Raw genomic sequence first — 19228 nt, forward strand, 5'->3', positions numbered from 1 at the left:
GGCCTCATCGCCTTCCTGCAAAGGGGCCGCGCAGCCCGCACCACTGAACAAGAGGTAACACCATGAGCAAATCCGTCCTTTGTGCCGTGGATGCCGGAAAACCCGAAACCGACGCCGAAGTGCTGCGGCAGGCGGGACGCCTTGCGGACCTTGACAATGCTCAGCTGGATGTCGTCACCGTACTGCCGGATTTTGGCGAGTCCTTTGTCGGCAGCTTTTTTGAGCCCGAACATCATGAACAGGCCGTCGTCAAAGCGCAGGACGCGCTTGAGGCACTGGGCAAGTCGGTTCTGGGCGACGCGCGCAACGCAAAAGTCCGCCACGTGGTGGCAACCGGCACGGCCTATCAGGAAATCCTGCACACAGCACAGGAAGCAGGCAGCGATCTGATTGTCATCGGCGCGCATCGGCCCGACCTCAAGGACTATCTTTTGGGTCCCAACGCAGCCCGCGTGGTCCGGCATTCCGAGGTATCGGTTTACGTGGTGCGCGCGGCCAAAGCCGGGGCATAGCACAAGCCCGATCAGGAAACAGAAAACCACAAGAGCAGAAAGAACAGGAAAACCGTCAATCATCACCCGGAGGATTTAATGATGAGGACATTTCTAAGAACCAGCGCCGCGCTGGCCCTGGGGGTTGCCGCCGGCACAGCCAGCGCACAGGACCCCGCGCCGGAATATGGCTATGGATGGGAGGATAAGGATTCGGTCACCGGTACCGAATTCATGGTCTCTGCCGCCAACCCGATTGCCGCCAAAGCAGGCTATGACGTGCTGGCCGCAGGCGGTACCGCTGCGGATGCGATGATCGCGGTACAGCTGATGCTGAACCTGGTCGAGCCACAATCGTCGGGCATCGGCGGTGGCGCGTTCATGCTGTATTGGGACGCCGAGTCCAAAACACTGGCCACCTTTGATGCGCGTGAAAAAGCGCCTGCCAAAGCCAAGCCCGAGCGCTTCCTGAACGCCGAAGGCGAGCGGATTCCGTTTGCCGAGGCGATCTCGGGCGGACAGGCCGTGGGTGTACCCGGCATTCTGCGCCTGATGGAGGTGACACATAACCTTTATGGCAAGAAAGACTGGGCCTCGCTGTTCCAGTCGACTATCGAACAGGCCGAGAACGGGTTCGAAGTGTCGCCGCGTATGGCGAACTCGATCCAGTCCACCATCGACCGCGAGCGTTATCTGGACGTCTTCCCCGGTGCTAAGGAATATTTCTTCAACGAAGATGGCAGCCCGCTGGCCGAAGGCACCCTGCTGAAGAACCCTGATTTCGCCGAGACCCTGCGTATTCTGGCGGATCAGGGGGCAAACGCCTTCTATCACGGCCCGATTGCCGAGGATATTGTGGCTGCGGTGGACTCGACGTCCAAGGTGGAAAACAACATCACGCTGGAAGATATGGCGGCGTACCGCGTCAAGGTCCGCCCCGCCGTCTGCGCCGATTATCGCGGCTATGACGTCTGCGGCATGGGCCCGCCGACCTCGGGTGGTCTGACCGTGGGTCAGATTCTGGGTATCCTGAACAACTTTGACCTCAAAGGCACTGGCTGGAACGCTGAACTGGCGCACCTGTACGCCGAGGCTGCCAAGTTGGCCTATGCCGACCGTGCACTTTACATGGCCGACAGCGATTTTGTTGACGTGCCGGTCAAAGGTCTGCTGGACAAGGACTACCTGAAACTGCGCTCGGAAATGATCGATCCGGCTGCGGCCAGTGAAAAGCGTTCGGCCGGTGAGCCGCCGCGCGATCACACTGCGCTGTTTGCGCCCTCGCAGAACCCGGATCGTCCCGGCACCAGCCATATCGTGATCCGCGACCAGTACGGCAACGCGCTGTCGATGACCACAACCATCGAAACCTTCTTTGGCAGCCGTGTCTTTGTTCGGGGCTTCCTGCTGAACAACGAACTGACCGACTTTGACCGCGCGCCGAAGGATGGTGACCGTTGGGTGGCCAACCGGGTTGAAGGCGGCAAGCGTCCGCGCAGCTCGATGTCGCCGACCATCGTTATGAAGGACGATGAGCCCTATCTGCTGATCGGTTCGCCCGGTGGCAGCCGTATCATCAACTATGTGGCCAAGACCATCATCGCGATCCTCGACTGGGACATGGACCCGCAGGATGCCATCGAGACCGGCCATTTCGTGCACCGCAACGGATCCAGCATGGATGTGGAGCAGGAAACCGCAGCGGCTGATTTCGCCGAGGCACTGACCGCCAAGGGCCATGAGGTCAAGACCGTCGACCTGAACTCGGGCCTGCATGCGATCCTGATCAAGGATGGCCAGCTGATCGGGGCCGCCGATCCCCGCCGTGAAGGCGTGGCACTGGGGCAGTAACCCAGACAAACCAACTAACGGCGGCTCATCCGAGCCGCCGTTTTCATTTAAGGTACAGTGAATTCACCAGGACCGGAGCACACCATGAACCGAGAACACCAAATCCTGCAACACGCCATCGAAGACCGGCTTCTGGACAGTGAAAGCACTGTGATAGGCTTCATGGATCTGGACGGTCTGGCCAAATCCATCGACGATCTGATCGCCGCTTTCCCCGACAATTTCCAGCACACGTTTGCCGTCAAGGCGAACTCGCTGCGCCATGTGCTGATGACAATCGCGCATTGCGGCATCGGCGCCGAGGTCGCCAGCCCCGGAGAGCTGACCATGGCACAATCGGCGGGCTTCGATATCTCCAAGATCATCTTCGATTCCCCGGCCAAAACGATGGATGATCTGCGGCAATGCCTGAAACATTCCATTGCATTCAATCTGGACAATGAACAGGAACTGGAACGGGTCGCCGGGATGATCGAGGATTATCCCAATTCCGAGGCTATCATTGGCTTTCGTATCAATCCGCAGATCGGCTCGGGCGCGATTTCATCGACCAGTACGGCGACCAACACGTCGAAATTCGGCTATCCCATCGGGGACGCGGGAAATCGCGAGAAGCTGATTCAGTATTACCTCGACCATCCGTGGCTGACCTCGATCCACACCCATGCCGGATCACAGGGCTGCCCGCTGGAGCTGATGGCGCAGGGTATCGGAGAACTGGTGGCCGTGGCCGAAGAGATCAACACCCGCAAAGGCGAACAGCAGATCACCCGGTTGGATATCGGGGGCGGTTTGCCGGTCAACTTCGCCTCGCCCGAGGTCAAACCGACCTTCAAGGAATATTCCGACATCCTGCGGGAGGCTGTGCCGCTGTTGTTCACCGGAAAATACAGCGTGAAAACCGAGTTTGGCCGCGCAATCGCCGCCAAGAACGGCTTCATGGCGACCCGCGTGGAATACACCAAAAATGCCGGAGGGCGGCATATCGCGACCACCCATGCCGGTGCGCAGATTATGACGCGCACGGCCTTCCTGCCCGCTGCGTGGCCGATCCGGGTGGAAGGGTTTACACCGGACGGGGTGCTGAAGACCGAAGACAAGGTGCAGACCGACGTGGCCGGGCCCTGCTGTTTCGCGGCTGATCTGGTGGCCAAGGATGTGCTGATCCCGCGGCTTGATCCCAATGACTATGTGGCGATCTACGACACCGGCGCATATTACTTCAGCAACCATTTCGACTATAACAGCCTGCCGCGCATCGCCGTTTACGGCGTCAGCACGAAATCCGGCGAGTTGTCCATCGAACTGATCCGCCGGGCCGAAACGCTCAGCGAAGTCGTCTCGAATATGTCGTAAGGGTTCCGCGCCGGGTCTCTGAGAGCTCGCCCGGAGCTGTCCCCCGTGACGTTGACCGGTGGGTCCTCAAGCCCGCTTAGAGCAACGTCACGGGACCGGTCTCTAGCGCCGGAATGCAACACGGATCGACGTGAAAAGTACACGGGGCGGCCAAATAACCCGTCCCGATTCCAAATAATATTGTCTGCAAGACCTTATTTTATAATGAAAAATTCAATATTTAGCCAATTACTAAAAAATTAGTTTGACAGCATAGCAAAAAATCGCTGATGCTGATCGTCATCCGGTCTGCGCCGGATCACATAATCTTTGGGAGGAGACAGATGCGGAGACATCTACTTTCCGCTGTGGCGGCGACTGCCGTCATTGCGGGGCACGGTTCTGCTTGGGCCGACGAAGCCGCAGCAACACGTTGGATCGACGACGAATTCCAGCCATCGACGCTGTCGAAAGACGAGCAGATGGGTGAGATGAAGTGGTTCATCGAAGCTGCACAACCCTATGCCGGCATGGAAATCAACGTCCTGTCCGAAGGTATCCCGACCCACTCCTACGAGTCCGAGGTGCTGACCAAGGCGTTCGAAGAAATTACCGGCATCAAGGTCAACCACCAGATCCTCGGTGAGGGCGAAGTGGTTCAGGCCGTTCAAACCCAGATGCAGACCGGCCGGAACCTGTATGACGGTTACGTCAATGACAGTGACCTGATCGGCACGCACTCACGCCTGCAACTGGCCTACAACCTGACTGAACAGATGGCAGGCGACTGGGCGGCGACCACATCGCCGACGCTGGATCTGGATGACTTCATGGGCATTCAGTTCACCACCGGCCCGGACGGCAACCTGTACCAGCTGCCCGACCAGCAATTCGCGAACCTTTACTGGTTCCGCAAGGACTGGTTTGACAATGAGGACAACAAAGCCGCGTTCAAAGAGAAGTTCGGCTATGACCTGGGTGTTCCAGTCAACTGGTCGGCCTACGAGGACATCGCTGAATTCTTTACCAATGACGTGAAAGAAGTCGATGGCGTCGCGATCTACGGCCACATGGACTACGGCAAGCGCGCACCTGACCTGGGTTGGCGTATGACTGACGCATGGCTCTCGATGGCTGGTGCCGGTGACGTGGGTGAGCCGAACGGTGTGCCCGTCGACGAATGGGGCATCCGCATGGAAGCGGGCACCTGTAACCCTGTTGGTGCATCCGTGTCGCGCGGTGGTGCGGCCAACGGTCCGGCTGCGGTCTATGCGATCCGCAAATGGGATGAGTGGCTGCGCAACTATGCGCCTCCGGGCGCGGCGTCTTATGACTTCTACCAATCGCTGCCGGCGCTTAGTCAGGGCAACGTGGCCCAGCAGATATTCTGGTACACCGCCTTTACCGCCGACATGGTGAAGCCGAAATCCGAAGGCAACAATACGGTTGATGACGAAGGCACGCCGCTTTGGCGGATGGCGCCCAGCCCGCATGGCCCCTATTGGGAAGAAGGCCAGAAGGTTGGCTATCAGGACGTGGGGTCTTGGACCTTCCTGAAATCCACACCTTCGGATCGCGCTCAGGCGGCATGGCTGTACGCTCAGTTTGTGACTTCGAAAACTGTCGACGTGAAGAAGTCCCATGTGGGTCTGACCTTCATCCGCGACAGTTCGGTCAACCACGAGTCCTTCACCGAACGCGCACCCAAGCTGGGTGGTCTGGTCGAGTTCTACCGCTCGCCTGATCGCGTCGCATGGTCGCCGACCGGCATCAACGTGCCGGATTATCCGAAGCTGGCCCAGATCTGGTGGCAGCAAATCGGTGACGTGAACTCGGGTGCCTTCACCCCGCAAGAGGCGATGGACCGTCTGGCCGAGGAAATGGACATCACAATGGCCCGTATGCAGGCCGCAGATGAGGCCGCCAACGTCTATGGTGGCTGTGGTCCGCGCCTGAACGAGCCTCAGGATGCCGCTTTCTGGCTGGAAAAAGAAGGCTCGCCCAAGGCCAAGCTGGAAAACGAAAAGCCGCAAGGCCAGACCGTCAACTATGACGAACTGGTTGCGCGCTGGCAGGCCAACTGAGCCAATGCAACCGGGGATGCCGTGCGCGGCATCCCCACCCTACGACCAGTGCGGTGCACTGAACGACCGGAATCCACGGACATGATCGAACTTCAAGATGCCACCAAACGGGTTGGCAATGTTATTCATATCAAGCCCACCAATCTGACGCTGCAGACCGGCCATTTCAATGTGCTGCTGGGCGCGACAGGATCGGGCAAGACATCGCTTATCAAGATGATGGCCGGGCTGGACCCGATCGCCTCGGGCAAGGTCCTGATGGATGGGCAGGACGTCACCAAGCTGAACACGCAAAAGCGGCAGATCAGCCTGGTACACCAGTTCTTCGTGAACTACCCACATATGACCGTATTCGACAACATTGCCTCACCGCTGCGCGTGGCAGGCATGGCGAAATCCGAGATCGAAGGCCGCGTCGAAGAGGCCGCCGACCTGCTGCAATTGCGCCCGATGTTGCACCGCCGACCGCATGAGTTGTCGGGCGGACAGCAGCAGCGCACAGCGCTGGCCCGGGCAATTGCCAAGGAAAGCCGCGCGGTGTTTCTGGACGAACCACTGGCCAACCTCGATTACAAATTGCGCGAGGAATTGCGCGAACAACTCCCCGACTTGTTTGCCGGGCGCGGTGCCGTGGTGGTCTATGCCACGTCCGAGCCCGAAGAAGCACTGCTGCTGGGGGGCTACACCGCACTTATGGAGGATGGACGTGTCACGCAGTTCGGCCCCACAGCAGACATCTATCGCAACCCCGAAAACATCGCTGCCGCGCGCGTCTTCTCGGACCCGCCAATCAACGTGGCGCGTATCACCGTTACCGGCGCGCAAGCGCAACTGGCGGGTGGCGGAGGCTGGGCTGTCTCGGACATGGCCGACGGAGATTACATGGTCGCCGTGCGCCCGCACCGGGTGACACCTTTCCGCACCTCGGATGCGGATGTCGAACTGACGGGCCGCGTGATCGTGACCGAGCTGTCTGGCTCAGACTCCAGCGCGCATTTCCGGCATGGATCAGACGATTGGGTCTCGCTGGCGGCTGGCGTGCATCCCTATCAAGTCGGCGAAGATCACAGTTTCTACATGAACCCGGCCCATTGCCGGTATTTCGGCCAAGACGGCAAAAGGGTGGCCTGACATGGCACAGATCAAGCTTTCAAACCTGCGACACAGCTATATGCCTAACCCGCAAGGCCCGCAGGACTATGCGCTGAAGGAAATCGACGTCACTTGGCGCGATGGCGGGGCCTATGCGCTGCTGGGGCCCTCGGGTTGCGGCAAGTCCACCTTGCTGAACATCATCTCGGGCTTGCTGACCCCGTCCGAAGGGCAAATCCTGTTCGATGATCGGGACGTCACCACCCTGCCCCCCGATCAGCGCAACATCGCGCAGGTGTTCCAGTTTCCGGTGATCTACGACACGATGACTGTTGGGGAAAACCTGGCCTTTCCGCTGAAGAACCGCGGCGTAGACCCGGCAACGATCAAACGTCGCGTCGATGAGATCGCCGAGATGTTGGACGTCACCGATATGCTGAACACCCGCGCCAGTGGCCTGAGCCCGGACAACAAGCAGAAAATCTCGATGGGGCGCGGTTTGGTCCGTGATGACGTGAACGCGGTGATGTTCGACGAACCACTGACCGTGATCGACCCCCATCTGAAATGGAAACTACGCTCGAAGCTGAAGGAACTGCACCAGCGCGTGCAGGCCACGATGATCTACGTGACCCACGACCAGACCGAGGCCCTGACCTTCGCGGACGAAGTGGTCGTGATGCAAGAGGGCGAAGTGGTACAGATCGGCACGCCGGTGGAACTGTTCGAGCGCCCTCAGCACACGTTCGTCGGCCATTTCATCGGCTCACCAGGTATGAACGTTCTGCCTTGTGAGGCCAAAGGCGACCGCGCCGTGTTCGAAGGCCATGAGGTGATGCTGGAAGGCCCAACCCACGGCGACGGTGGCCGCACCGATCTGGGTATCCGCCCGGAATACGTGGGCTTTGGCGATACCGGTATCCCGGCGCATGTGACCAAGGTTTCCGACATTGGCCGCCACTATGTGGTTAGTGCCATGGTCGGCAATACGGCCCTGAAAGCCGTGACCGAGCACAGCGTGCCCGAGCCCGGTTCAGAGGTCTTCCTGCAATTCAAACCTGAACAATCCCGCGTCTATCGCGACGGCTGGATCGCAACCGAGGAGCGCAGCTGATGAGAACCGAAAACCAAAAAGCGTGGTTCTTTGTCCTGCCGGTGCTGGCGCTGGTCGCGTTCAACGCGCTGGTGCCGATGATGACGGTGGTCAACTACTCGGTGCAGGAAACCTTTGGCAACAACCAGTTCTTTTGGGAAGGTCTCGGCTGGTTCGAACAAATCCTGCGCTCGGATCGTTTTCAGGCCGCACTCGGACGGCAGTTCCTGTTCACCTTCCTGATCCTGTTGATCGAGGTGCCACTGGGCATCATCGTCGCCCTTTCGATGCCGCGCAAAGGCTTTTGGGTACCTGTCTGTCTGGTGCTGATGGCCTTGCCAATGCTGATCCCTTGGAACGTGGTCGGGTCGATGTGGAACATCTTTACCCTGCCGAAAATCGGCCTGATGGGATACTTCCTGAATGACGTTCTGGGCATCAACTATGACATGACGCAACAGCCTCTGTCGGCCTGGATCACGGTCATTGTCATGGATGTCTGGCACTGGACGTCGCTGGTCGTGCTGCTGTGCTATGCGGGCCTCGTGTCGATCCCGGATGCCTATTACCAGGCCGCCAAGATTGACGGTGCCAGCCCGTGGTCGGTGTTCCGCTATATCCAGTTGCCCAAGATGAAAACCGTCCTGACCATCGCCGTGCTGTTGCGCTTCATGGACAGTTTCAACATCTATACCGAGCCCTTCGTTCTGACCGGCGGCGGTCCCGGCAACTCTACCACCCTGCTGTCGATCGACCTTGTGAAAATCGCGCTGGGACAGTTCGACCTTGGCCCTGCAGCCGCGATGAGCCTGATCTACTTCGCCATCACGCTGCTGGTCAGTTGGGTCTTCTACACTCTAATGACAAAGGATGACGCGCAATGAAGAAGCGGTCTCTTATCCCGATCCTCTATATCGCGTTTCTGATGCTGCCGATCTATTGGCTGGTGGCGATGTCCTTCAAGACCACGAACGAGATCCTGTCGGGCTTTTCCCTGTTCCCGCAGACCTTCACGCTGGAGAACTATATCACCATCTTCACCGACCCCACATGGTACTGGGGCTACATCAACTCGATCATCTATGTGACGATCAACACGGTGTTGTCGGTCTGTGTGGCCCTGCCTGCGGCCTACGCGTTCTCGCGCTATCGCTTCTTGGGCGATAAGCAGCTGTTCTTCTGGCTTCTGACCAACCGGATGGCTCCGGCAGCCGTGTTCGCGCTGCCGTTCTTTCAGCTGTATTCCTCGATCCACCTGTTCGACACCTATCTGGCCGTGGCTCTGGCGCATACGCTGTTCAATGTGCCGCTGGCGGTCTGGATTCTGGAGGGCTTCATGCGCGGTATTCCCAAGGAACTGGACGAAACCGCCTATGTCGACGGCTATTCCTTCCCGCGCTTCTTCGTGACGATCTTCCTGCCCAACATCAAAGCGGGCGTGGGCGTCGCGGCGTTCTTCTGCTTCATGTTCTCGTGGGTCGAGATGCTGCTGGCCAAAACGCTCACCGCGGTCGAGGCCAAACCCATCGCCGCCGTGATGACCCGGACCGCCTCCAGCGCGGGGTATGAACTCGGCCTGCTGGCAGCCGCCGGGACGCTGACCATCATCCCCGGTGCCATCGTCATCTGGTTTGTCCGCAACTACATCGCGCGCGGGTTCGCGATGGGTCGTGTGTGAGGTTCGATATGCGTAAACTTCTTCTCACCCTCCCCTTCCTGCCGACCATGGCAACGGCCCAACAAGCTGGATGGGGCAATGTCGGCCAGCAAGAGGAAAAGGGGTTTTCCTGGACCGATCCCCTATGGCCAGACTTCTGGATGGCCTGGACACCCGCGACGCTGGCGCTGTTCGTCGGCATCTTCTCGGCCATTGCCCTGATCGGTGTGTTGGAAGGGTTCAAGTTCCGCGACGGCATTGAACGGCGCGGCGTGCTTGGCCTGACGACAACGTTGGGGGATCGGCTGTTCATCACACTTCTGGGCTCCGCCTATATCTTCCTCGCGTGGCTGGGCCTTATGGGACAACCCGTCTGGACGCCGCTTTTCCTGTCCATCGGTTGGGGCGTTTTCGTGTTCTGGAAAGTTTAAGCTTTGCGAAACAGAGAAAGGATGCTTGTCTGTCAGGCATACTAAAAAAATGGCGACACCGAGATCGATGCGAAAGAAAAAGACAACCAACCTGCTGACCGATGTTGAGCTGGAGTTCATGAATGAACTTTGGGCGCTGGGTCAGGGCTCGGTCCGTGATGTCCTTGGTCGCCTGCCACCAGAACGCAATCTGGCCTATACATCCGGCGCAACCATCATGCGGATTCTTGACGACAAAGGGTTTGTCGAAAGCCGCAAGGACGGGAAAACGCTGATTTATAAGCCGCTTTTGGAAAAGGACAGGTATCAGGCGCGCTCGCTTCAGAACCTGTCCCGCACGTTGTTTGACGATACGCCCGCCTCGTTGGTGGCGCGGCTGGTCGATGACGCCGGGCTGAGCGAGACCGACTTGGAGGAAATTCGGGCACTGGTAGAGAGGAGACTGCAAAATGACAGCGGTTAAACCGGTACTCGACACATATCTTGAGCTGAATCTGATCATGGCATTGTCGGTGCTGATCTGGTTTGCGGCCCGGTTGGTTCTGGAGCGCACATCTCTGCGTGTTGCCTATTTCGCGCAGCTTCGGGTCATGAAGGGTCTTTTGCTTTGCATCGCGCTGAGCCCGGTTTTGGCGATCGGCGTTTTTGCGCTGACCGACCTGGTATTCCCGGGTCAACCGGTCGCCATCGGCGACATTGCGGTTGCGGCGTTTCTTCGGGGCGAAATAGCGCTGCCAGCCGCGCAGTTTGAAATTCTTCTGAACACGCGTGAACGGTGGATCGAGATGGCGTTGGCAGGGAGGTCCCTGGGAACGAGTGTTTTGCTGTTCTGTCTTTTGGCCGTATCGGCCTGTCTGGTGCTGCGGGTTGTACGCGCCGGATTACGCATCCGCGAGACGATCAACGCAAGTTTTCTATGGCGACAGTCGGCGAAAGTTGATGTGCGCCTGTCTGACCGGATTGCCGTGCCGTTTGCCGTGCGTGGTCTGCGTCGCCGTCATGTGGTTTTGCCCAGCCATCTGATCGACAAACCGAACGAGCTGCGCTTTGCCATTGCGCATGAGTTTCAGCACGTGCGCGCGGGGGATGTCGAATGGGAACTGGTTCTGGAATTCCTGCGCCCGGTATTCTTCTGGAATCCGGCCTTTTTGATACTGAAAAACCAGTTTGAACGCCTGCGCGAACTTGGATGCGACCAGTCGATCATGGCGCGCCGGCGGTTGAACGCCAAAGAATATGCCAACTGCCTTCTGGATTACTGCGCCCGCACGATGACACGGGAAAAACCCTACGTTCTGGATGTGGCTTTGGTGGGCGGCAGCCGGGCGAAACGGGTTTTGCGACAACGCGTTCTGGCGCTTGCGGCAGCTCCGGTTGCACATAGCCAGTTGCCGCTATTTGTGATCGGAACATCGGTGATCTTTGCTGTGCTGCTGTCGGTCGGCTCGGCGTCTATGCGGCAGACTGACGATTGGAGTCATGATCGGATCATGTTGTCGACCGTCGTCAATCTGGAACGTCTCGCAGAAAGAAATCAGAGGAACTGAGCGCCCGCGTATAGGTGCCTCAACGCGGGCGGCTTTTGTCAATCCACCATCACCACACGGCTATCGGCGCATGATGTTGCGGCTGCATCGGCCAACATCTGCGCTTTCAACCCGTCCACAATTCCGGGTGTGACGGGTCTTGATGCCATGACGGCCTCGACGAAATGTGCCATTTCGGTGCGATAGGCCGCCTCATACCGTTCCAGAAAGAAATGCTGTGCCGGGGCTTTGCAGAACCCGTTGGGGGTGGCGACTTCAACCGTGTTTTCCAGCATGTTTTCTGCCCGCAACAGGCCCTTTTCCCCGTGCACTTCGATCCGCTGATCATAGCCATAGCTGGCCCGGCGCGAGTTCGAGATCTGGCAGATCTTGCCGCTGGCGGTGGTCAGGGTGACGGCCGCGGTATCGACGTCTCCGGCCTTGCCGATTTCGGGATCGACCAACGCGGAACCAACCGCGTAGACGCTGATGGGTTCCTCGCCCAGCAGAAAGCGGGCCATGTCCAGATCGTGGATCATCATATCGCGGAACAGTCCACCCGAGCTTTCGATATAGCTGATCGGTGGTGGTGAGGGATCGCGGGACAGGATGGTGACGATCTCAACCTCACCGATTTCTCCGGCAGCGATGCGGGACTGGATGTTGGCAAAGCTGGGGTCAAAGCGGCGGTTGAAGGCGGTCATGAAGGGAACGCCCGCCGCCTCGACCACTTTGATGCAGTCGCGGATGCGGTCGGCGGACATATCAACGGGTTTTTCGCAAAAGATCGCCTTGCCCGCACGGGCCGCCTGATGGATCAGGTCGTAATGGGTGTCGGTTGGAGTTCCGATGACCACCGCATCGACATCCGGGTTTGCGATCAATGCATCCGCAGACAGGACCTTGGCCCCCGTCTTGTCGGCCAGTATCTGTGCCGGTTCCGCGAAGGCATCCGCCACAGCGGTGATCCGTGCACCTTCGATTTGCCCGACCGAGCGCGCATGTACCTGCCCGATCCGTCCGCAGCCCAGCAATCCGATATTCAGCATGTCATGCCCCCTTTGAAGGCCTGAAGAACGCGGCGGGTCGCCTCGACCACCGGCTCATGTGTGTCTTTCAGAATAAGTACGCGGTCGAACCGGTCCGGATCGGCATTCACTGCCGCGCGCAGGGCGTGGCCGAAAGCCATGCGCAGCTCGGTTCCGATGTTGAACTTGCAGATTTTCGAACCCCGCGCCAGCGCCGTGCGCTGCGCCACAGGCACGCCCGATCCGCCGTGGATCACCAAGGGTACCTCGGTGACGGCCTCGATGGCGCGGATGCGGGCCTCGTCCAGACCGCCTTCCTTGTTCTGCTGCAGATGGACATTACCAACCGAGATCGCCATTGCATCCACGCCCGTCTCACGGGCAAATCGCGCGGCCTCCTCCGGGTCGGTGCCATCCGAGCCTTCGCCCCCGGAATAGCCGACAAAGCCGATTTCCCCTTCGCAGGAGACCCCGGCAGAATGGGCCATTTCGACAATCGCAGCGGTCTCAGAGATATTTTGGGCCAGAGGTTTGCGTGAGCCGTCGAACATAACCGACGTAAAGCCGCTGTCGATGGCGATGTGGCAGTCCTCGTGCGTATACCCATGATCCAGATGGGCCACGACCGGCACGCTGGCGCCTTCGGCCAGATGCCGGAACATCTTGCCCAGGATCGGCAGCGGCGTGTGCTCGCGGCAGGACGGGCCGGCTTGCAGGATGATCGGCACGTCTTCGGCCTCGGCTGCGGCCACATAGGCGCGCATGTCTTCCCAGCCCAGCGTCACCAGCCCGGCCACGGCATAGCCGTCACGCAGCGCGGGTTGCAGCACGTCCGATAATGTCACAAGGCTCATTTGAACTTGGCCACCATGTCCATGATGCCGGGGATCGTATGCAGCTGATCCGCATGGGTCGGCTGGAAATACTGCTTCAGCGAGCGTTGGCTGAGGCCGCCGAGGATGGTGAAATAATACATCTCATACCCTGGCAGAACCGCGCAGGGGTGGTAGCCCTTGTCCAGCAGGATCGTTGAGCCGTCCATGATGTGGTAGGCATCGCCCGGCTTGTTATCCTCGCGCTGCAGCATCTGAACGCCCGAGCCATGGTTGGGTCGGAAGCGGAAATTATACGTCTCGTCATGGCGGGTTTCGATCATCTCGCCATCGTCGCCTTTGCGGTCGGTGTCATGCTTGTGGCTGGGAAAGCCGGACCAGCCGCCCTGACCGACGGTATAAAGCTCGGACACCAGCAAGCGACCCACCTTGTCGTGGTGGTTCGCGCCCAGAATGTGTTTGATCTTGCGGTGGGTCTTGGTGTCGTCCGAGCCATATTGCACCAGATCCAGCTCGGGCACGCGGACGTCAAATGGCTCCAGCACGCGGTCGAATTTTGCGCCAGCGATGAAGGTTTCGGTTTCATCCGTCACGCAGCTGATACGCACCTTGGCTCCGACGGGGACATAAACGCCTTCGGGCTCGCCGTCCCAGACGTCGATGGTGCGGTTGCCGAGGTTGGTATAGATCGCGCCGTCCACATCGACATCCACGGTACCGGTGGCGGGCACGATACAGGTCTCATAGCCCGGCACAGCATATTCGAACACCTCGCCCTTTTTCAGTTTGACGATGTTGAAATAGTTCAGCGGAACCAGATCATGGTCGGCATCAACGATGGGTTTGTTCTGGTTGTCATGGGGCGCGATATGCATCTGCGTCTCCTTTCAGGTATCCGTGGGGCCCGGGTGCCGGGCCAGAAATTCATCCAGTTCGGGCGTGGTCGGCATGGCCCCGGCACAACCGGGTTTCGACACGACGATGGAGGCACAGGCCGAGCCGCGCAGAACCGCGTTGCGCAAGCCGTGCCCGGCGGCGATCGAGGCGAGAAGGCCGGCCAGAAAACTGTCGCCCGCGCCGTTGGGTTTCACGGCGGTAACGGGGTAGATGCCGGTGCGGACCTCTTGCCCGTCTGTCAGCGTAACGGCCCCCTCGTGGCCCATCTTGTAGATCACCATTTTGCCGTTGGCCGCCAGTTCGCGGGCCTTATCCAGGCCCTTTTCGATGCCGCCCGCCATGAACCCGAACTCTTCGTCATTGCCGACGATCAGATCGCTTTCGTTGCCCGCGCGGGTCAGAACCTGCGCGGCGACGTCCGGCGACGGCCAGCTATAGGGGCGGTAATCGATGTCGAAGATCACCGGCAGGCCTGCGGCGCGGGCGTTTTCGAACGCGCGGAACGTGGCCGAGCGTGATGGCTCGGCCGCAAACACCGTGCCTGCCGTGATCAGGGCCGAGAATGCGGTGTAATCGACCGCGTCCATATCCGCCTCGGTCACCTGGAAATCAGCGGCACCGTTGCGATAGATGACGTTCTGAAAATCCTCGATACAGCTTTCGTAAACGGCCAGCGAAGTGCGCGCCTCCCCCCCCACGGCGCGGATGAAACGGGTATCCACACCGTAATCCTGCAGCCGGTTCACGCAGAACCGCCCCACCGCATCGTCCGAGACTGAGGTGATCAGCGCTGCTTGCGACCCCAGCTTGACCAGCCCCGCGCAGATATTGGCGCTGGAACCGCCGAGATCGGCGCGAAAGACCTTTGCATCTTCGCTTTTGGTTCCCACCGGATCGGCAAACATATCCATCCCGGCCCGGCCAAACACGGCAAAGCGATTGCCTTTAATGCCTTCGATCAGAGTCACTTGCGCCCCTCGGTATTGCCTGCCCGCGCGGCGTCCAGCACCTCGGGGTAGGGATAGTTCAGACCCAGCAATTGCCGCATGTCAGGGCTGGCCTGATCCAAGAATTCCTGCGGCAGGGCGGCGGGCATATCTTCCATCGGTTTGACCCATTTGGGCAGGTACTGGATCAGGATCGCGCTGCGGTCGTGATCTGCCTTGTTCGGCATCGCGCAATGCCATGTGACACCATAGAACAGAGCCACATCGCCGGGCTCACCGGTCATCTGCTCGCATCTGTCATAGAACCTGTCCTCGGGCGTTGGATAGCGTAGTTCTTTCTGCGAACCGGGCACATAGCCGGTCGCGCCGCTTTCTTCGGTGAACGGGTCCAGCAGGACTGAGACCTGTGCGTTCATGGGAAACGAGCCATTCAGACCGACAGGATGCGTTTCCGGGCTGTGAAAATCCCAATAGGGATAATCCACATGCGGTTCCTGCCCCGGTCCACCCGGCAGGATGCGATTGGCGGCGATCGAGCCCATGATGAATTCGGTGCCCAGAAACTTTCGCAGGATCTTCATCAGCGCCGGATGCGCCGCCATGCGCGAGAACACGTCGCCCTTGGCCAACAGGTTCCACACCCGGCGCTGCAGGTTCAGCTTGCCGTCTTCTTCTGCAGCGCCTTGAAAATGGGTTACTTTCTCGGCGGCTGTCTCGGATTCGGCCATGATGATGGCGCGCGCCTCGGCGACCTCCTCGGGTGTGAACAAGCCCGATATGGCAACCGCGCCGCCGCCGTTCAGCAACTCATCGACGATGACGTCAGGGTCGGCTGTTTCTGCTGTGAACCGTCTCATCACACCCCCTTGCGCTGCTTTTCGCGCGTGGATTCCCATTCGACATGCGCATCGCGAACCTTCTCATCCGCCGAGGTGTGGGGGGTTCCGACCTCCCACCAGGCGTGGCCTTCGGTTGTCCAACCCTCATAGGCGTCCACATCCATGACGATCACATAGGTCTTGTCGCTGGCCTTGGCGCGCTGGAACGCCTCGGCCAGTTCGGCCGGGTTCGCGACCTTTTCGCTGGTCGCCCCCATCGAGGCCGCATGGGCCGCGAAATCGACGCCAAAGGCTTCGGGGATGGTGGGGCAGTCTTCCAGCAGGTTGTTGAAGCTTTCATTGCCGGTGTTGTTCTGCAGCTTGTTGATGACCGCAAATCCGCCATTGTCCAGCACCAGAACGATCATCTTCTTGCGGCTCAAAACCGAGGAATAGATGTCTGAATTCAGCATCAGGTAAGACCCGTCGCCGCAGAAGGTGATGGTGTCCTTGTCGGGCTCACGCTCGGATTGCGCAATGCGCGCGCCCCATGCGCCTGCGATTTCATAGCCCATGCAGGAAAAGCCGAATTCCACATCGACCGTACCGATATCCAGCGTGCGCCAGTTGGCGGTGACTTCTGCGGGCAGGCCCCCGGCAGCGGCCACCAAACGGTCGCGCGTGTCGCAAAGATCGTTCACCACGCCGATGGCCTGAGCGTAGGAATTCGGGCGGTTTCCGTAGGAGACATTCTCGGCCACATAGGCATCCCACTTTTGCCGCTCGTCTTGCGCGAGCGAAACCCAATCCTGCGGCGCCGTATAGTCAACAGCCTGTGTCAGAGCCTCAATCGATAGCTTGGCATCCCCCACAACCGGGAGCGACATGTGCTTGCCCGCATCATGCCGCGCGGCGTTGATCGAGATGAACTGAGCATCCTTGGCAAACGCCGTCCACGACCCGGTCGTGAAGTCCTGCAGGCGGGTTCCGATGGCAACGATCACATCCGCCTGCTCCGCAATCGCGTTGGCACTGTCCGATCCGGTCACGCCAATCGGGCCGATATTCAAAGGATGGGTCGCCAGCATATTGGCGCGGCCGGCGATAGTCTCGACGACCGGAATCTGGTGCTTTTCGGCAAACTCGGTCAACTCGGCCACGGCTTGCGAATACTGCACGCCGCCACCTGCGATGATCATCGGGCGTTTCGCACCGGCCAGAGCAGCGACTGCATCGGCAACCTCATCCGCATCGGGTGCTTGGCGGCGAATGCGATGCACCTTCTTCTCGAAGAACTTCACCGGGTAGTCATAGGTCCAGCCTTGCACATCCTGCGGCAGCCCAAGGAAGGCAGGTCCGCAATCGCCCGGGTCCAGCATCGTCGCAATGGCAGCGGGCAGGGATTGAATGACCTGCGCCGGATGGGTGATGCGATCCCAGTACCGGCTGACCGGCTTGAACGCGTCGTTCAGGCCAAAGGTCGGATCGTTGAAATTTTCCATCTGCTGCAAAACCGGGTCCGGCAAGCGGGTGATAAACGTGTCTCCGCACAGCATCAGCATCGGCAGGCGGTTGGCATGGGCCAGACCCGCAGCCGTCAGCAGATTCGCAGTACCGGGCCCCGCGCTGGCGGTGCAGAACATGAATCGCTGACGCAGCCACTGTTTGGCATAGCCCGCAGCGGCGAACCCCATGCTCTGTTCATTCTGTCCGCGATACAGCGGCAGCTCATCCCGCACCGTGTTCAGCGCCTCGCCAAGGCAGGTTACGTTGCCATGGCCGAAAATCCCGAAACCCCCGCCACATAACCGATATTCCTGCCCGTCGATCTCGATAAACTGGTTCGACAGCCAGCGAATGATCGCCTGCGCCGTTGTCAGGTAAACAGTGTCGTGTTGCGCGGACATGTCTGCGGGCTCCTTTAGGAAAATTGCGGTGCTGTGCCGAATGCAGCTTGCGAGAGTCCTATTCTCACGATACAAGTTTTGCAACCGGTTGCAAATGGTTTTCAAGAAAAAGCGAGGGAGGGCGTCGGAATGGCAGAGATCGGCATTGGCATTCTGGGCGGCGGATATATGGGCAAGGCCCATGCGGTTGCCATGTCCTCGGTTGGTGCCGTGTTCAACACGGGCCTGCGCCCCCGGTTGGAGATGGTGTGTGCCTCCTCGCCCGAAAGCGCCGAGCGCTATCGTCAGGCCTACGGATTCGCGCGCGCGACCGACGATTGGCAGGTGCTGGTGAATGATCCCAAGGTCGAGGCCATTGTAATCGCGACCCCTCAGGAAACGCACCGTCAGATCGCCTTGGCGGCGCTTGCGCTCGGCAAGCCGGTTCTGTGCGAGAAACCTCTGGGCGCGTCAATTGAAGATGGCGCTGCGATGGTGAAAGCAGCCGAGGCCTCGGGTGTGGCCAATATGGTCGGCTTCAACTATATCCGCACGCCCGCCAGCCAATACGCCCGCCAATTGATCGCGGACGGAGAGATCGGCGATGTCACATGGTTCCGCGGCGAGCACACCGAGGATTTCTATGCCGACCCGCAAGCCCCCGCGACCTGGCGCACGACCGGAATATCAAACGGGACGATGGGCGATCTGGCCCCGCATATGATCAATGCCGCGCTGGCATTGATCGGACCGATCAACCGTGTGATGGCCGAGGTCGAGACCGTGCACAAAACCCGTCCGGGCGGTGAGGTCGATAATGACGATCACGCCCAGATGATGGTGCGCTTTGCCAATGGAGCGATGGGGTCGATGTATTTCAGCCGCATCGCGACCGGGCGCAAGATGGGCTACGCCTATGAGATCAGCGGCACCAAAGGCGCGATCCGCTTTGATCAGGAGGATCAGAATGCCTTGTGGCTCTATCGCATGGACGGCCCCGAGGCCGAGCGCGGGTTCCGAAAAATCCTGACCGGCCCCGCGCACCCGGATTATGAGCCGTTCTGTCAGGGCCCTGGCCACGGCACCGGCTATCAGGACCAGATCATCATCGAGGCGCGCGATTTCCTACACGCAATCGAGACAGGCAAGCCGGTCTGGCCGACCTTCCGCGACGGGCATGAGGTCAACCGGATCGTCGCTGCGGCGCTGGCGTCGTCGGCGGATGAAAGCTGGAAAAACATCGAAGATTTCTGAGCATC

At 59.6% G+C, this 19228-nt stretch carries 18 protein-coding genes; 12 read left to right on the forward strand and 6 right to left on the reverse strand.

The window, feature by feature from the left end:
• The first annotated feature begins 62 nt into the window (after positions 1–62).
• The 11 genes from ACRZ9X_RS21485 (at position 63) to ACRZ9X_RS21535 (ending at position 11581) form a co-directional block, all read left to right on the forward strand.
• Entirely contained in the window at positions 63–512 is a 450-nt protein-coding gene (locus tag ACRZ9X_RS21485; protein WP_480522148.1) for a universal stress protein, read from the forward strand.
• 81 nt (positions 513–593) lie between these two features.
• Positions 594–2342, forward strand: coding sequence for a gamma-glutamyltransferase (gene ggt / locus ACRZ9X_RS21490; protein ID WP_480522149.1), 1749 nt, complete (start codon positions 594–596; stop codon positions 2340–2342).
• An 84-nt stretch (positions 2343–2426) separates the two neighbouring features.
• Complete coding sequence (locus ACRZ9X_RS21495) at positions 2427–3698, forward strand: type III PLP-dependent enzyme domain-containing protein (protein WP_480522150.1); 1272 nt, start codon at positions 2427–2429, stop codon at positions 3696–3698.
• A 323-nt stretch (positions 3699–4021) separates the two neighbouring features.
• Positions 4022–5761 (forward strand): ABC transporter substrate-binding protein, encoded by a 1740-nt coding sequence (locus ACRZ9X_RS21500; RefSeq protein WP_480522151.1) that lies wholly within the window; start codon positions 4022–4024, stop codon positions 5759–5761.
• An 81-nt stretch (positions 5762–5842) separates the two neighbouring features.
• Positions 5843–6892, forward strand: a complete 1050-nt coding sequence (locus ACRZ9X_RS21505; protein ID WP_480522152.1) for an ABC transporter ATP-binding protein — start codon at positions 5843–5845, stop codon at positions 6890–6892.
• A gap of 1 nt (position 6893) precedes the next feature.
• Positions 6894–7967, forward strand: coding sequence for an ABC transporter ATP-binding protein (locus tag ACRZ9X_RS21510; protein ID WP_480522153.1), 1074 nt, complete (start codon positions 6894–6896; stop codon positions 7965–7967).
• On the forward strand, positions 7967–8830 hold the full coding sequence (locus tag ACRZ9X_RS21515; protein WP_170670891.1) for a carbohydrate ABC transporter permease: 864 nt from the start codon (positions 7967–7969) through the stop codon (positions 8828–8830). Before ACRZ9X_RS21510 ends, ACRZ9X_RS21515 begins: the two co-directional genes overlap by 1 nt.
• A complete protein-coding gene (locus tag ACRZ9X_RS21520) occupies positions 8827–9624 on the forward strand; it encodes a carbohydrate ABC transporter permease (RefSeq protein WP_058280831.1) in 798 nt (265 codons plus the stop codon). Before ACRZ9X_RS21515 ends, ACRZ9X_RS21520 begins: the two co-directional genes overlap by 4 nt.
• 8 nt (positions 9625–9632) lie before the next feature.
• Positions 9633–10034, forward strand: coding sequence for a DUF2160 domain-containing protein (locus tag ACRZ9X_RS21525; RefSeq protein ID WP_480522154.1), 402 nt, complete (start codon positions 9633–9635; stop codon positions 10032–10034).
• 67 nt (positions 10035–10101) lie between these two features.
• Entirely contained in the window at positions 10102–10497 is a 396-nt protein-coding gene (locus tag ACRZ9X_RS21530; RefSeq protein ID WP_480522155.1) for a BlaI/MecI/CopY family transcriptional regulator, read from the forward strand.
• Positions 10484–11581 carry a M56 family metallopeptidase gene (locus tag ACRZ9X_RS21535; protein WP_480522156.1) on the forward strand — a complete coding sequence of 366 codons (1098 nt, stop codon included), beginning with the start codon at positions 10484–10486 and terminating at the stop codon, positions 11579–11581. Before ACRZ9X_RS21530 ends, ACRZ9X_RS21535 begins: the two co-directional genes overlap by 14 nt.
• Before the next feature lie 38 nt (positions 11582–11619).
• Here ACRZ9X_RS21535 and iolG read toward each other — a convergent pair whose 3' ends face one another.
• The 6 genes from iolG to iolD are packed head-to-tail and all read right to left on the reverse strand — an operon-like array spanning position 11620 to position 17990.
• Positions 11620–12609, reverse strand: a complete 990-nt coding sequence (gene iolG, locus ACRZ9X_RS21540) for an inositol 2-dehydrogenase (RefSeq protein WP_480522157.1) — start codon at positions 12607–12609, stop codon at positions 11620–11622.
• Positions 12603–13442, reverse strand: a complete 840-nt coding sequence (locus ACRZ9X_RS21545) for a class II fructose-bisphosphate aldolase (RefSeq protein ID WP_480522158.1) — start codon at positions 13440–13442, stop codon at positions 12603–12605. Before ACRZ9X_RS21545 ends, iolG begins: the two co-directional genes overlap by 7 nt.
• Entirely contained in the window at positions 13439–14296 is an 858-nt protein-coding gene (locus tag ACRZ9X_RS21550) for a 5-deoxy-glucuronate isomerase (RefSeq protein ID WP_480522159.1), read from the reverse strand. Before ACRZ9X_RS21550 ends, ACRZ9X_RS21545 begins: the two co-directional genes overlap by 4 nt.
• A 12-nt stretch (positions 14297–14308) precedes the next feature.
• A complete protein-coding gene (iolC, locus tag ACRZ9X_RS21555) occupies positions 14309–15286 on the reverse strand; it encodes a 5-dehydro-2-deoxygluconokinase (RefSeq protein WP_480522160.1) in 978 nt (325 codons plus the stop codon).
• On the reverse strand, positions 15283–16122 hold the full coding sequence (locus ACRZ9X_RS21560; RefSeq protein WP_480522161.1) for a phytanoyl-CoA dioxygenase family protein: 840 nt from the start codon (positions 16120–16122) through the stop codon (positions 15283–15285). Before ACRZ9X_RS21560 ends, iolC begins: the two co-directional genes overlap by 4 nt.
• Complete coding sequence (gene iolD, locus ACRZ9X_RS21565; RefSeq protein ID WP_480522162.1) at positions 16122–17990, reverse strand: 3D-(3,5/4)-trihydroxycyclohexane-1,2-dione acylhydrolase (decyclizing); 1869 nt, start codon at positions 17988–17990, stop codon at positions 16122–16124. Before iolD ends, ACRZ9X_RS21560 begins: the two co-directional genes overlap by 1 nt.
• 129 nt (positions 17991–18119) lie before the next feature.
• Here iolD and ACRZ9X_RS21570 point away from each other — a divergent pair, with 129 nt between their 5' ends.
• Positions 18120–19223, forward strand: coding sequence for a Gfo/Idh/MocA family protein (locus tag ACRZ9X_RS21570; RefSeq protein ID WP_480522163.1), 1104 nt, complete (start codon positions 18120–18122; stop codon positions 19221–19223).
• Positions 19224–19228 lie beyond the last annotated feature (5 nt).

The organism is Ruegeria sp. AL1, from assembly GCF_056540905.1.